Genomic DNA, 14,199 nt, shown 5'->3' with positions numbered 1-14,199 from the left:
AACACGCGATGGCACTTACTGCGTCGGTCAAGGACGAACTGTCCCGGCTGGACATAAAAAAATCCTCGGTCCGTAAGGCTGAGGTTTCGGCAATGCTGCGGTTTGCGGGCGGCTTGCATATCATTTCGGGGCGCATCGTGATCGAGGCCGAAGTTGACCTGGCTTCCACCGCCCGCCGCCTGCGGGCGGCCATCGCCGAGGTTTACGGCCACCAGAGCGAAATCATTGTTGTCTCAGGAGGCGGACTGCGGCGGGGTAGCCGCTACATGGTGCGGGTGGTGCGTGATGGCGAGGCCTTGGCACGCCAGACAGGACTGCTGGATGGACGCGGGCGACCGGTCCGCGGGCTGCCGTCCGTGGTGGTTAACGGTTCGGCGGCCGATGCGGAGGCCGTTTGGCGCGGTGCGTTCCTGGCGCACGGCTCCCTCACTGAACCAGGGCGTTCCTCCTCCCTGGAAGTCACGTGTCCTGGTCCTGAATCGGCTCTTGCTTTGGTAGGGGCTGCGCGACGGCTCGGCATCCAAGCCAAGGCACGGGAAGTGCGCGGCGTGGACCGCGTTGTGATCCGTGACGGGGACACGATCGCAACCCTCCTGACACGGATGGGCGCCCATGACGCGCTGATGGTCTGGGAAGAGCGTCGGATGCGGAAGGAGGTGCGGGCCACTGCCAACCGCCTTGCCAATTTCGACGACGCCAACTTGCGCCGCTCTGCCCAAGCGGCTGTTGCAGCGGGCGCCAGGGTGGACCGGGCCCTTGAGATTTTGGGCGACGACGTTCCGGACCATCTCAAGTACGCCGGAGAATTGCGGGTGGCCCACAAGCAGGCCAGTTTGGACGAATTGGGACGGCTCGCCGATCCGCCGATGACCAAGGACGCCATCGCCGGCCGGATCCGGAGGCTTTTGGCCATGGCAGACAAGAGAGCAATTGATCTTGGCATCCCCGGCACGGAGGCAAATGTGACTCCGGAAATGATGGACGAGTAGGCCCCACCCATAGAATCGGAGAGGTGCGGAGGAAATACTGCGACGCCGCGGTCGGTTGTCCCCGTTGGCGGCGGAGAAGGTTTCTTCCCCAGGGTTTCCTGCCGGTTAGCCGGTTGGATGAACACAACGAGAGTTACCAACCCGGACTTCGGTCCACAACATTGGAGGATTTCGTGACAGAGTACGTTCTGCCGGAACTTGGCTACGATTACGCAGCACTTGAGCCGAACATCTCGGCAAGGATCATGGAGCTGCACCACAGCAAGCACCACGCTGCCTACGTTGCAGGCGCCAACAATGCACTTGCCCAGCTCGCAGAAGCCCGCGACAAGGGTGACTTCGCGAACATCAACCGTCTGTCCAAGGACCTTGCATTCCACACCGGTGGACACATCAACCACACGGTCTTCTGGAACAACATCTCCCCGGACGGCGGGGACAAGCCGGAAGGCGAGCTCGCAGCTGCTATCGATGACGCCTTTGGCTCCTTCGACGCATTCCGCGCACAGTTCAGCGCTGCGGCGCTGGCGCTGCAGGGATCCGGCTGGGCCTTCCTGGCATACGAACCCATTGGCGGCAACCTGGTCATCGAGCAGCTTTACGATCAGCAGGGCAATGTTGCAGTGGGCACCACTCCGTTGCTCATGCTCGACATGTGGGAGCACGCCTTCTACCTGGACTACGTCAACGTCAAGGCAGACTACGTCAAGGCTTTCTGGAACATCGCCAACTGGGCCGACGTCGCCAAGCGCTTCGAGGCTGCCCGCACCAACGCCACGGGCCTCATCGTTCTGTAGCTGGTGAGGCCGCATTCACGCAGATGTAACAAAAGTCACTATTTGCGCGAATTTGGACCGAATGCTGAAAAGCCTGCCCCCGCAGTTGCGGGGGCAGGCTTGGTTAAACGTAAGATGGATCACGGAAGGCGGTTAGCCTTCAGCAATGTGGCTGGTCGCCCTCCGATCTGATAATCACCTCTGCCCAAAGACGTGCGGGGTCTGTTAGTTGGAAATTTTTATCCGACTCACTAGGCGTGCTTGCAAGAGCACCAAGGAGATTGACACATAGTGACCACCCGAATTGGTATCAACGGCTTCGGCCGCATCGGCCGCAACTACTTCCGCGCAGCGCTGGCCCAGGGCGCAGACCTTGAGATCGTCGCCGTCAACGACCTCACCAGCCCTGAGACCCTCGCCCACCTCCTCAAGTACGACTCCGTCGGTGGCCGCTTGGCCCAGACGGTGGAAGTTACGGACGGAAACCTGGTTGTAGACGGCAAGTCCATCAAGGTTCTCGCTGAGCGCGATCCCGCAAACCTCCCTTGGGGCGAACTGGGTGTGGATATCGTCATCGAGTCCACCGGCTTCTTCACCAAGGCCGCAGCTGCGCAGAAGCACATCGACGCCGGCGCCAAAAAGGTCCTGATCTCCGCCCCCGCCAGTGGTGAAGACATCACCATCGTCATGGGCGTGAACCACGAGCTCTACGACCCCGCAGCCCACCACATCATTTCCAACGCGTCCTGCACCACCAACTGCCTGGGCCCGCTGGCCAAGGTAGTCAACGACGCCTTTGGCATCGAGCGTGGCTTGATGACCACTATTCACGCTTACACCGCTGACCAGAACTTGCAGGACGGTCCCCACGGGGACCTCCGCCGCGCTCGCGCCGCAGCAATCAACATGGTTCCCACCTCCACCGGTGCCGCCAAGGCCATCGGCCTGGTTCTCCCGGAGCTCAAGGGCAAGCTGGACGGTTACGCCATCCGGGTACCGGTCCCGACCGGTTCGGCCACCGACCTCACGGTCACGGTGTCCCGCGAAGTTTCCGTTGAGGAAGTGAACGCTGCCCTCAAGGCAGCCTCGGAGTCGGAGCAGTTCGCCGGCATCCTGAGCTACACGGATGCACCGATCGTGTCCTCCGATATCGTTGGTGACCCCGCTTCCTCCATCTTCGACTCGGGCCTGACCAAGGTCATCGGCAACCAGGTCAAGGTCGTCTCCTGGTACGACAACGAGTGGGGTTACTCCAACCGCCTCGTAGACCTCACGGAGCTCGTCGCAGCCAAGCTGGGCTAGGGTAGACACATGACATCTCACACCCTCAACGAACTCATCGCTGAAGGTGTCCGCGGGCGGTACGTTCTGGTCAGAAGTGACCTGAACGTGCCGCTCGACGGCTCTACAGTGACCGATGATGGCCGCATCAAGGCGTCCCTCCCGGTCCTTAAGAAGCTCTCGGACGCCGGTGCCCGTGTGCTCGTAACCGCCCACCTCGGACGCCCCAAGGGCTCCCCTGAGGACAAGTACTCGCTGAAGCCCGCTGTGACCCGCCTCGCTGAACTCGCCGACTTCACGGTGCACCTCGCCGCGGACACTGTCGGAGAATCCGCCAAGGAACACGCCGCCCTCCTGCAGGATGGGGATGTGCTCGTCCTTGAGAACGTGCGCTTCGACCCCCGGGAAACAAGCAAGGACGACGCCGAGCGGGGCGCCTTCGCGGACGAACTCGTGGCCCTCACGGGAGACAACGGTGCATTCGTGGACGACGCATTCGGCGCCGTTCACCGCAAGCACGCCAGCGTCTACGACGTCGCGACCCGGTTGCCGTCCTACCAGGGCGACCTCGTGCACACCGAAGTGGAAGTCCTCAGGAAGCTCACCACCGACACCCAGCGTCCCTACGTTGTGGTTCTTGGTGGTTCCAAGGTCTCCGACAAGCTGGCCGTTATCGACAACCTCCTTGGCAAGGCCGACACCATTTTGGTGGGTGGCGGCATGCTGTTCACCTTCCTGGCCGCAGCAGGCCACAAGGTAGCAGGCAGCCTGCTGGAAGAAGATCAGATCCCGGTGGTCCAGGACTACCTCGACCGCGCCTCTGCCGCCGGAACGTCTTTCGTGATCCCGACGGATGTGGTTGTCGCCAGCGCCTTTTCCGCCAGCGCGGATCACGAGGTCGTCAAGGCCGATGCTATCGAGGACAGCGCCTTCGGCGCCTCGGGCATTGGCCTGGACATTGGTCCCGATTCCGCGTCCGCATTCGCGGCACAGATCGCCGGGGCTAGGACTGTGTTCTGGAACGGGCCCATGGGCGTGTTCGAGTTCGAGGCCTTCGCCAACGGTACGCGTGCCATTGCACAGGCCTTGACCGAGACGGAAGCCTTCACCGTTGTCGGCGGTGGTGACTCCGCCGCTGCCGTGAGGACCCTTGGCTTCGAAGATTCCCAATTCGGCCACATCTCAACAGGCGGTGGCGCCAGCTTGGAATACCTTGAAGGCAAGGAACTTCCCGGGCTCAGCGTCCTGGACCGCTAGCAATTCATTGGCCGGCAGGATGCCTTCGCGTCCTGCCGGCTGCGCACACCCCTCAAAACGCATTCATTGGAGCTCATGTGACTACCTCTGCCAACGGCGCATTTGTCCGTAAGCCGTTCATCGCCGGCAACTGGAAGATGAACATGGACCACGTCCAAGGCATCACGCTGCTGCAAAAGCTCGCCTGGACGTTGTCCGATGCCAAGCATGACTACAACCGCGTTGAAGTCGCCGTATTCCCTCCATTCACCGACCTCCGCGGGGTGCAGACCCTGGTGCAGGGAGATGAGCTGAACGTTGTTTACGGAGGCCAGGACCTTTCCCAGTTCGACTCGGGAGCCTATACGGGAGACATTTCGGGGCAGTTCCTGGGCAAGCTGGGTTGCTCCTACGTCCTCGTGGGCCACAGTGAGCGCCGCACCATCCACAACGAGACGGACGAGGTCCTGAACGCCAAGGTCAAAGCCGCGTTCCGCCACGACGTCGTCCCGGTCCTTTGTGTTGGGGAGGGGCTGGAAGTCCGCCAGGCCGGTACCCACGTAGAGCACACCTTGGCCCAGTTGCGTGCCGGCGTCGATGGCCTCACAGCCGAGCAGGCGTCGGAATTGGTGGTTGCCTACGAACCCGTATGGGCCATCGGAACCGGGGAAGTCGCGGGTCCCGAGGATGCACAGGAAATGTGCAACGCCCTCCGTGCCGAGCTCGCCAAGCTTTTCGATGAGAGCGTCGCTGCCAAGACCCGCCTGCTGTACGGCGGTTCCGTCAAGGCAAACAACGCGGCCGCAATCATGGCGGAAAGTGACGTGGATGGATTGCTTGTGGGTGGCGCCAGCCTTGACGCCGCTGAGTTTGCTAACATTGTCAGGTTCGAGAGCCACCTCGTCACGGACTAGTCCGGCTCCCGTTTTCCGCTTCTTCGAAAGGCCGTCGTGGACGTTCTTCAAGTCATTCTGCAGATCCTGCTGGGTATCACCAGCCTTCTGCTGACGCTGCTCATCCTCCTGCACAAGGGGCGTGGCGGCGGTTTGTCCGACATGTTCGGTGGCGGCATGAGTTCGGGGTTGAGTTCGTCCGGTGTGGCCGAGCGAAACCTGAATCGCTTCACCATCATCCTTGGTATCACGTGGGGTGTTGTGATCATCGGACTTGGTTTGATCATGCGCTTCTCCTCGGGCGGTACCTCGTAACCACTCGGGTCAGGGGAGGTTCCTTCGGGAGCCTCCCTTTTTTCATGCAGCAAATTGTTTAAACAACGACGCTCCAGCCCGACGCCATGAGCGTCGCGGCTGGAGCGTCGCATTTTGCTTAGGCGCCAGCCGGATCCTTGCGGACCAACTGCTGGGGGACACGGGACGCAGCATTCTCGTCGATGAGCCACAGGGTCCTTGTGCGACCCACGGGACCTGCTGCCGGAACCTGGACGGGGTTGGCGCCGGCAAGCGCCAAGCCAACAGCGCCGGCCTTGTCCTCCCCGGCAACGACCATCCAGATTTCCTGCGCGGTGTTGATGGCGGGGAGCGTCAGGGAAATGCGCGACGGCGGCGGCTTGGGTGAGTTCTCCACCCCGACAACCATCCGATTCTTCTCCCGGATGCCTGCCTGCTCCGGGAAGAGCGAGGCAACGTGCGCGTCCGGGCCTACACCGAGGAGCAGCACATCGAAGCGAGGGAGTTCGCTCGGGGCGTCCGGACGATTATCGGACATGTCCGCTGCATGCTCTGCTTCCGCTGCGGCCTTCAGGTCGGCAGCATATGCGGCAGCGGCCTCCTCCGCGGTCCCGAAATCATCTGTTGAACCGGGCTGGTGCACGCGGTCCGGGTCTACCTGCAGGTGCGCCAACAGCGCCTGATGGGCCTGGTAGGTGTTCCTGTCTTCACTGTCAGCGGCGACAAATCGTTCATCTCCCCACCAGAAATTGACCTTGGACCAATCCACCGCCGGTGCTGCCGGAGAGTCTGCTACAGCTTTGAGCGTGCCGATGCCGACGGTTCCGCCGGTGAGGACAACGGTCGCCTCCCCATGCTTGTCTTGGACATCCACCAGCTTGGTGATCAGCCGCGCGGCGATGGCGGCCATGAGGACCTTGGAGTCTGGGTGGATGCTTACTCTTGGCTCAGCGTGCACTGGTCTGGACTCTCCTCTGGCTGGTAAGTGGCAGTCCCATGGTAATCACTTCGCCGAAGACTTCGTCGGGGTCGAGCCTGCGGAGTTCTTCTGCGAGGCAGTCTTTGAGGCTGCGGCGTGGAAGGGTGATCCTTTGCGCGGGCTGTCCCGGCTGCGTCAGTTCCGCTACGGACAGGCCGGGGCGGAAGAGCTGCACGTCGCCGCTTGCACGGGTCAGGCGCACCCTCCGGATGCCGGTGCCGGCCGGGTCGGCCACGATGGTCACGGGGGCTTGTAGCGCCAAGCTAAGCCACGCTGCGAGCAGAAGCGTGCTGGGAGAGTCGGAGGCGCCCTCCACGGCGACGGCGGAGACGGGATCGCCGTCGACCTGGTCGAAGACGGCCGCGAGTTGCATCCGCCAGTTGGTCAGGCGGGTCCACGCGAGGTCGGTGTCTCCTGCCTTGTAGGTGGCCCGGATGTTCTCCAACGCCAGGCGTGGGTCGGGTTCGTTGGCGGAGTCGGTGATCCGGCGGTGTGCGATGCGTCCAATGGACGTCTCACAGGCGTTTTCCGGGGCGCCGTGAGGCCACCACGCAACGATCGGCGCGTCGGGCAGCAGCAAGGCAGAGACGAGTGATTCACTTTCGTGCGCCATATGTCCGTGGCCTCGCAACACGATGACTTCCGAGGCGCCCGCGTCCCCGCCTACCCGGATTTGTGCATCGAGGCGATCCGGACCTTCAGTACCGGCGTCGGCGAGCACGATGATCCGGCAGGGGTGCTCACGGCTGGCCTCATTGGCGGCCTCGATGGCTTCCTCTTCCAGCCCGGACTTGGTGACCACGACGAGTGTCAGGACACGGCCGAGGGCTATCACACCGCCCTGTTCACGCAAGGACTGGATCTTCTTGGAGATCTTGGAAGTGGTGGTGTCCGGTAGATCTACGATCATGGCCTTCTCCAGGTTCGTCCGTCGCGGGCCAGCAGGGCATCGGCCGAGGCCGGACCCCAACTGCCGGGTGCGTAGGGTTGTGGTTGTTCATCCAAGCCCGCCCAGTATTCCTCGAACGGATCGAGGATCTTCCAGGACAACTCCACTTCCTGATGCCGTGGAAACAGCGGGGGTTCTCCCAGGAGAACATCAAGGATGAGCCGTTCGTAGGCTTCCGGGCTGGATTCGGTGAAGGAATGGCCGTACCCGAAGTCCATGGTCACGTCGCGGACCTCCATCTGCGTACCCGGTACCTTGGAACCGAAGCGGATGGTGGCGCCCTCATCCGGCTGCACGCGGATGACCACAGCGTTCTGACCGAAGTCGTCTTCCCCGTGATCACGGAACAAGAGGTTAGGTGCGCGTTTGAACACCACGGCGATTTCGGTGACGCGGCGCCCCAGTCGCTTGCCGGCACGGAGGTAGAACGGGACGCCGTTCCAGCGGCGGGTGTTGATGTCCACGCGGATGGCCGCGTAGGTCTCCGTCTTGGAGTCGGCCGGGATTCCGTCCTCGTCCAAGTAGCCGAGGACTTTTTCGCCGCCCTGCCAACCTCCGGTGAACTGACCACGTGCTGAGTGCGTGGAGAGATCGTCCGGGAGCTTCACAGCTGCAAGGACCTTTTCCTTCTCGGCCCTCAGGTCATTGGCGTTGAAAGAGATGGGCTCTTCCATGGCCGTTAACGCCAGCAACTGCAGCAAGTGGTTCTGGATCACGTCACGTGCCGCGCCGACGCCGTCGTAATACCCTGCGCGGCCACCGGTGCCAATGTCCTCGGCCATGGTGATCTGGACGTGGTCAACGTAGTTGGCATTCCACAGTGGTTCGAACAGCTGGTTCGCGAAGCGCAGCGCCAGGATGTTCTGTACTGTTTCCTTGCCGAGGTAGTGGTCGATCCTGAACACGGCATCGGCCGGGAACACCGATTCGACGATGTCGTTCAGCTGCCGGGCGGACTCGAGGTCGTGCCCGAAGGGCTTCTCGATGACCACGCGGCGCCACTGCCCGGGCTTTCCTTCGGCCAGTCCGTGTTTGGAGAGCTGACGGCAGACTTGCTCGAACGCCTTGGGTGGGATGGACAGGTAGAAGCCATGGTTGCCCCGGGTTCCGCGGGTCTCGTCCAGCTCGTCCAGAACGTCGCCCAGGCGCTCGAAAGCGTCGTCGTCGTCGAACTCGCCTTGGACGAAGCGGATGCCTGAAGCAAGCTGCTCCCAGACGCCGTCGTCGAACTTTGTCCTGGCGTTGGCCTTGACGTTCTCTTTAACCTCGGCGGCGAAATCAGCGTTGTCCCAATCCCGCCTGCCAAACCCCACCAAAGCGAAGCTCGGAGGCAGCAGGCCGCGGTTGGCGAGGTCATACACCGCGGGCATCAGTTTCTTACGGGCAAGGTCCCCGGTGACTCCAAAGAACACCAAGGACGAAGGCCCCGCAATGCGGTTCAGGCGCCGGTCCCGCGGGTCCCGGAGGGGATTGCGTGGGGAAGTGTTCTTCCGGCCGTTTTCAGATTCTGGCATGTTTGGTTCTAAGCCTTAGCTTCCGATTTCACTGGCCTGGCCGGCCAGTGCAGCGACGACTTCCTGGAGTTGGGCCACGCCAGCGGCACGCTCAGTGAGGTGCAGCCGCAGGACGGGGCGGCCATGACCCTCCAGGACTTGGGCATCTCCTGATGCTTGGGCCGCAATGAGCTGCCCGAAGGTAAACGGACGCTCCGGGATCTCAAGATCCTTGGACGAGGCGGCGGTGACCTGCAGGAAGACGCCGATGGCGGGGCCCCCCTTGTGGAACTGCCCTGTGGAGTGGAGGAACCTGGGGCCCCAACCAAACGTCACCGGACGTCCCGTCACGGCCGCGAGTTCGTCGCGGATCCCGGCAAGCGGCGCGTGGGAAATACGGTCAAGGTAGGCCTGAACGCTGAGATAGCCGTCGGAGCCCAGTTGTGCAAGGAGCGCCTGCACTGCCTCGGACACCGTCGATGCGGAACCGAGCCAGTCATCTCCGCGAACTTCCACGGCACCATCGGTGAAGGCAGCCGGAGTCGGCTCGGGGCGTGCGTCGAGCAACCCGCGGGCGGCTACCTTGGCAGCCTCGACGTCGGGCTGATCGAACGGATTGATGGCCAGGAGGCGGCCGGCAACCGCGGTTGCGAATTCCCAGAGGAACATCTGCGACGCCAGTCCACCAGCGATCGCTACTTCATTCTCGCGAAGTTCGACGTCGGCTTCCGCGCCCACGAGTCGCACCACCAAGACATCCGAGGCACCGCCGAGGGCCTCAGGCGAGTCCGGACCGGCGACTACCGGGAGCAGGCCGGTGCCGAGCTTGCCCGTGGACTCAGCAATGAGCTGTTCTGCCCAATCAGCGAATCCAACGATTCCGGAGCCGTCCTCGGCAATGACGATCTTGTTGCGCAGCGGCGTGGTCCCGCCGAGTGCACTGCCCAAGGCGAGACCGATGTTGTCTGCTGAATCCTCGTTGAGGATCTCGGCAGCTTCCTCAGCCTCGTCGAGGAACGCCTGAATATCCACCCCGGCTAGTCCGCATGGCACGAGGCCGAATGCGGTGAGTGCCGAGAAGCGCCCGCCGACATGAGGGTCAGCGTTGAACACCGCACGGTAGCCGGCCTCGCGGGAGGCTTTGTCCAAGGGAGACCCTGGATCGGTGACAATGACGATCCGGCTCTTGGCATCGATCCCGGCGTCGTTGAACGCTTTCTCGAAGACCCGCCGCTGGGAGTCGGTTTCAACCGTGGAGCCGGACTTGGACGAAACGACAATGGCCGTTTCCGCCAATCGGTCAGCCAAAGCAGCACTGACCTGTTCAGGATCCGTGCTGTCCAGGACAGTCAGCTCGACGCCGGCGGTACCGGCAATGACCTCCGGAGCCAGTGAAGAGCCTCCCATGCCGCACAGGACAATGCGGGAGACCCCCTCGGCGCGGAGGGCATCACGAAGTTCCACGATTCCGTCAACCAAAGACTGGGACACGGTTGGAGCTTCCACCCAGCCGAGTCGAATTGCTGACTCGGATTCCGCGTCAGGACCCCACAGGGTGTGGTCCTTCGCAAAAATCCGGGTAGCAATCCTGTCTTCGACCAGGCCGTCGATGTGCTGCGCGATGGCCTGCTGGGCGGCACCGCTGGCGTCGTAGCTGATTGTGCTCATAGTGGGTTAGGAAGCCTTCCGTGCGTTGACCAGTGCACCTTCGACGTCGGCGAGGAGTTCCTTCCATGCGCCGACGAACTTATCGAGGCCCTCGGTCTCGAGCAGCTTGACGACGTCGTTGTAGGAGACGCCGAGCGCTTCGAGGGCATTGAGTGTCTCGTTGGCCTCATCATAGGTGCCGGTGACCGTATCACCGGTGACTTCGCCGTGATCGAACGTGGCGTCCAGGGTCTTTTCGGGCATGGTGTTGACAACGCCGGCAGCCACGAGCTGCGTCACGTAGAGGGTGTCCGGGTAGGCGGGGTCCTTCACTCCGGTGGAGGCCCACAGGGGGCGCTGGGGGAGGGCGCCGGCCTCGGCCAGTACCGCCCAACGCTCCGTGGAGAAGAGTTCCTCGTAGACCTGGTAGGCCAGGCGGGCGTTCGCCACGCCGGCTTTGCCCTTCAAAGCCTTGGCTTCATCAGTGCCGATAGCGTCCAGCCGCTTGTCGATTTCAGTATCGACGCGGGAGACGAAGAAGGATGCAACGGAGTGGATCTTGGCGAGGTCATGGCCGTTTTCCTTGGCCTGCTCGAGACCGGTCTGGAAAGCGTTGATAACCGCGCGGTAGCGCTCCAGGGAGAAGATCAGGGTCACGTTGACGCTGATGCCCTCGGCCAAGGTTGCGGTGATTGCTTCAAGGCCCTCAAGGGTGGCAGGGATCTTGATGTGGACGTTGTCCTTGTTAACCCGTGCGTGCAGCTTCTTGGCCTCGGTAATGGTTCCGGCCGTGTCCCACGCCAGGCGGGGGTCCACCTCAATGGACACGCGTCCATCGACGCCATTCGTGGCAGCCGCGACCGGGGCGAAAAGATCGCAGGCGTCAGCAACGTCCGTGGTGGTGATCTCAAAGATCGTGTCCTCAACGCTGGCACCAGCCGCAGCCTTTTTGGCGATCGTGTCGTCGTAGTCGGTGCCAGTGGTGATGGCTGCGTGGAAGATGGACGGGTTGGTTGTTACACCCACCACGTTCTTCTCATCGATGAGTTTCTGGAGTGTACCGGTGTCGAGGCGACCACGGGAGAGATCGTCAAGCCAGATCGAAACGCCGGCGTCGGAGAGCTTCTGTGTGGGAGTGGTAGTCATGTGTTTCTCCTTTTTGGGGGTCTCAGGCCGTCAAGCCGGAGAGGGAGTCTTTGGCAGCGGCAGCAACTGCGTCTGCGGTAATGCCGAATTCCTGGAAAAGCCGCTTGTAGTCAGCCGATGCACCGAAGTGCTCCAATGAAATGGAACGGCCTGCATCTCCAACGAATTCCTTCCAGCCCAGTGCCAGGCCGGCTTCGACCGAAACCCTGGCCTTCACAGCTGCCGGGAGCACCGACTCGCGGTAGGCCTCATCCTGCCTCTTGAACCATTCGACGCAGGGCATGGACACAACGCGTGTTGGGATGCCTTCAGCCTGGAGTGCCTCGCGGGCCTGGACAGCGAGCTGCACTTCCGAGCCGGTACCGATCAGGATGACCTCGGCCTGGACGGTTGCGCCGTCCTTCGAGGCTTCAGCAAGGACATAGCCGCCCTTCGCAACGCCTGCCGCGGTGCCGAAGCTGTCGCCGTCGGCAACGCCCTCGCCGCGTGCGTAGGTGGGGATGTTCTGGCGCGTGAGCACGATGCCGGCCGGGTTCTCGTGGTTCTCAAGCATGACCTTCCACGCTGCTGAGACCTCGTTCGCGTCACCAGGACGGACCACGTCCACGCCTGGAACGGCGCGCAGCGATGCAAGCTGCTCCACGGGCTGGTGGGTTGGTCCGTCTTCGCCCAAACCGATGGAGTCGTGTGTCCAGACGTACAAGGACGGTACACCCATCAGCGCGCCGAGGCGGATCGCCGGCCGCTGGTAATCGGAGAAGATCAGGAACGTACCGGAGAAAGCCCGGGTGCGGCCGTGAAGGGAGATGCCGTTCACGATTGCCGCAGCCGCGTGCTCGCGAATACCGAAGTGCAGAACGCGGCCGTAGGGGTTGCCCTTCCATGCGGCGGTGGACCGCGAGTCAGGGATGAACGACGGCGAGCCCTCGATAGTGGTGTTGTTGGACTCGGCGAGGTCAGCCGAACCGCCCCAGAGCTCGGGCAGCAACGGTGCGATGGCGTTGAGCACCTTGCCGGAGGCTACACGCGTGGAGACCTCCTTGCCTGCCTCGAAGACGGGCAGTGCTGCGTCGATACCGACGGGAAGCTTCTTGGCCTCCACACGCTCGAGCAACGAGGCACCGTCCGGGTTCGAGGACTGCCATGCTTCGAAGGACTCCTGCCAGGCCGCGCGGGCCTCGGCGCCGCGGTCCAAGACCTTCCGCGTGTGGGAAAGGACTTCGGGGTCCACATCGAAGGACTTCTCCGGGTCGAAGCCGAGGGCGGTCTTCAGTGCGGCGACTTCCTCGGCACCAAGGGCGGAGCCATGGATCTTGCCCGTGTTCTGCTTTTTGGGAGCCGGGTAGCCAATGATCGTGCGCAAGGAAATGATGGAGGGCTTGGTGGTCTCTGCCTTGGCCGCCTGCAATGCGGAGTAGAGCTCCTGGACGTCTTCGACATAATTGCCGGTCTTGGTCCAGTCCACGCGCTGGGTGTGCCAGCCATAGGCTTCGTAACGCTTGAGGACATCCTCGGTAAACGAGATATCGGTATCGTCCTCGATGGAGATGTGGTTCTCGTCGTAGACCACCACGAGGTTGCCCAGCTCCTGGTGCCCGGCCAGCGAGGAAGCCTCGGAGGTGATGCCCTCCTGCATGTCCCCGTCGGAAGCGATGACCCAGATTGTGTGGTCGAACGGCGACTCGCCAGCGGGAGCATCGGCGTCGAACAAACCACGTTGGCGGCGCTGGGAGTAGGCGAAGCCAACAGCCGTGGCCAGACCCTGGCCCAACGGGCCGGTGGTGATTTCCACGCCGGCGGTGTGCTTGTACTCCGGGTGGCCTGGGGTCAGCGAGCCCCACGTGCGGAGAGCTTCAAGGTCCTTCAGTTCCAAACCGTAACCGGAGAGGAACAACTGGATGTAAAGCGTGAGCGAGGTGTGGCCGGGGGAGAGGACAAAACGGTCCCGACCCAGCCAGTCCGGGTTCTTCGGGTCATGACGCATCAGCTTCTGGAACAGCAGGTATGCTGCCGGAGCCAAACTCATTGCCGTTCCGGGGTGGCCGTTACCGACCTTCTCCACGGCATCGGCGGCCAACACGCGAATGGTGTCAACAGCCTTCTGGTCCAGATCCGTCCATGACAGTTGTTGCTCTTCCAAATGTGGCACGAAAACCGAGCCCCTTTCTGTGCTGACGGCAAGTTGAGGACACGGCGCGCAGGAAGCTCAGGATGGCGCCCGCTGCAATGTTTCTACCAGCCGTTCACCATTGAAACGTTGATCTCTCATCCAGACGCACGGACATCCGAGAATACGGTTTCCCGGACAGTCGACGTGTGTGCTGATCTGCTCACAGCTTAGCCCCAAATAGGCCACGGCAGTCTGGAATCCCACGTACTGGACAGAAATTTGCCTTATATGAATCACGAGGCTGGCTCGCGGGAAGTGAAGTTTCGGAAACATTCACGGTTTTTCGCGGACATCGGTGCACCTGCAGCCACGGTATGATATCTGAAGGCCGCCAGCGGTTCATGCG

12 protein-coding genes are annotated in these 14,199 nt (G+C 62.5%); 6 read left to right on the top strand and 6 right to left on the bottom strand.

All coding sequences use genetic code 11. The features are described from left to right. The first annotated feature begins 8 nt into the window (after positions 1 to 8). From whiA to secG, 6 genes are all read left to right on the top strand, one after another. Positions 9 to 989 carry a DNA-binding protein WhiA gene (whiA, locus tag QRN04_RS03420; protein WP_284974746.1) on the top strand — a complete coding sequence of 327 codons (981 nt, stop codon included), beginning with the start codon at positions 9 to 11 and terminating at the stop codon, positions 987 to 989. Between the two features lie 173 nt (positions 990 to 1,162). Continuing rightward, on the top strand, positions 1,163 to 1,786 hold the full coding sequence (locus QRN04_RS03415; RefSeq protein WP_284974745.1) for a superoxide dismutase: 624 nt from the start codon (positions 1,163 to 1,165) through the stop codon (positions 1,784 to 1,786). Between the two features lie 270 nt (positions 1,787 to 2,056). Beyond that, the gene (gap, locus tag QRN04_RS03410) at positions 2,057 to 3,067 is read left to right on the top strand and encodes a type I glyceraldehyde-3-phosphate dehydrogenase (RefSeq protein WP_284974744.1); all 1,011 of its coding nucleotides are present in this window, start codon (positions 2,057 to 2,059) and stop codon (positions 3,065 to 3,067) included. A gap of 9 nt (positions 3,068 to 3,076) precedes the next feature. Continuing rightward, on the top strand, positions 3,077 to 4,303 hold the full coding sequence (locus QRN04_RS03405; protein ID WP_284974743.1) for a phosphoglycerate kinase: 1,227 nt from the start codon (positions 3,077 to 3,079) through the stop codon (positions 4,301 to 4,303). Positions 4,304 to 4,380: 77 nt separating this feature from the next. After that, a complete protein-coding gene (gene tpiA / locus QRN04_RS03400; protein WP_284974742.1) occupies positions 4,381 to 5,196 on the top strand; it encodes a triose-phosphate isomerase in 816 nt (271 codons plus the stop codon). A 36-nt stretch (positions 5,197 to 5,232) separates the two neighbouring features. After that, positions 5,233 to 5,490 carry a preprotein translocase subunit SecG gene (secG, locus tag QRN04_RS03395; protein ID WP_284974741.1) on the top strand — a complete coding sequence of 86 codons (258 nt, stop codon included), beginning with the start codon at positions 5,233 to 5,235 and terminating at the stop codon, positions 5,488 to 5,490. 118 nt (positions 5,491 to 5,608) lie between these two features. On the opposite strand, the gene pgl is transcribed toward secG, so the two are convergent. The 6 genes from pgl to tkt are packed head-to-tail and all read right to left on the bottom strand — an operon-like array spanning position 5,609 to position 13,823. Further along, a complete protein-coding gene (gene pgl / locus QRN04_RS03390; RefSeq protein ID WP_284974740.1) occupies positions 5,609 to 6,427 on the bottom strand; it encodes a 6-phosphogluconolactonase in 819 nt (272 codons plus the stop codon). Continuing rightward, positions 6,417 to 7,358, bottom strand: a complete 942-nt coding sequence (locus tag QRN04_RS03385) for a glucose-6-phosphate dehydrogenase assembly protein OpcA (protein WP_284974739.1) — start codon at positions 7,356 to 7,358, stop codon at positions 6,417 to 6,419. The genes pgl and QRN04_RS03385 overlap by 11 nt, the downstream gene beginning before the upstream one ends. Continuing rightward, entirely contained in the window at positions 7,355 to 8,911 is a 1,557-nt protein-coding gene (gene zwf, locus QRN04_RS03380) for a glucose-6-phosphate dehydrogenase (protein WP_284974738.1), read from the bottom strand. The genes QRN04_RS03385 and zwf overlap by 4 nt, the downstream gene beginning before the upstream one ends. Positions 8,912 to 8,926: 15 nt before the next feature. After that, positions 8,927 to 10,558 (bottom strand): glucose-6-phosphate isomerase, encoded by a 1,632-nt coding sequence (locus tag QRN04_RS03375; protein WP_284974737.1) that lies wholly within the window; start codon positions 10,556 to 10,558, stop codon positions 8,927 to 8,929. Positions 10,559 to 10,564: 6 nt separating this feature from the next. After that, entirely contained in the window at positions 10,565 to 11,683 is a 1,119-nt protein-coding gene (gene tal / locus QRN04_RS03370) for a transaldolase (RefSeq protein ID WP_284974736.1), read from the bottom strand. Positions 11,684 to 11,705: 22 nt separating this feature from the next. Beyond that, positions 11,706 to 13,823 carry a transketolase gene (tkt, locus tag QRN04_RS03365; RefSeq protein WP_284974872.1) on the bottom strand — a complete coding sequence of 706 codons (2,118 nt, stop codon included), beginning with the start codon at positions 13,821 to 13,823 and terminating at the stop codon, positions 11,706 to 11,708. Positions 13,824 to 14,199 lie beyond the last annotated feature (376 nt).

Origin of the sequence: Arthrobacter sp. efr-133-TYG-104 (assembly GCF_030208915.1) — a bacterium.
In the GTDB taxonomy this organism is placed as follows: Bacteria; Actinomycetota; Actinomycetes; order Actinomycetales; family Micrococcaceae; genus Arthrobacter.
The sequence above is the reverse complement of the archived record's forward strand: the minus strand, read 5'-3'. Positions and strand labels throughout refer to the sequence as shown.

Excerpts from the sequence above, each read along its gene's own strand:
- zwf (WP_284974738.1), bottom strand. The coding sequence starts at position 8,911 with ATGCCAGAATCTGAAAACGGCCGGAAGAACACTTCCCCACGCAATCCC.
- tal (WP_284974736.1), bottom strand. The coding sequence starts at position 11,683 with ATGACTACCACTCCCACACAGAAGCTCTCCGACGCCGGCGTTTCGATC.
- whiA (WP_284974746.1), top strand. The coding sequence starts at position 9 with ATGGCACTTACTGCGTCGGTCAAGGACGAACTGTCCCGGCTGGACATA.
- QRN04_RS03375 (WP_284974737.1), bottom strand. The coding sequence starts at position 10,558 with ATGAGCACAATCAGCTACGACGCCAGCGGTGCCGCCCAGCAGGCCATC.
- QRN04_RS03385 (WP_284974739.1), bottom strand. The coding sequence starts at position 7,358 with ATGATCGTAGATCTACCGGACACCACCACTTCCAAGATCTCCAAGAAG.
- QRN04_RS03405 (WP_284974743.1), top strand. The coding sequence starts at position 3,077 with ATGACATCTCACACCCTCAACGAACTCATCGCTGAAGGTGTCCGCGGG.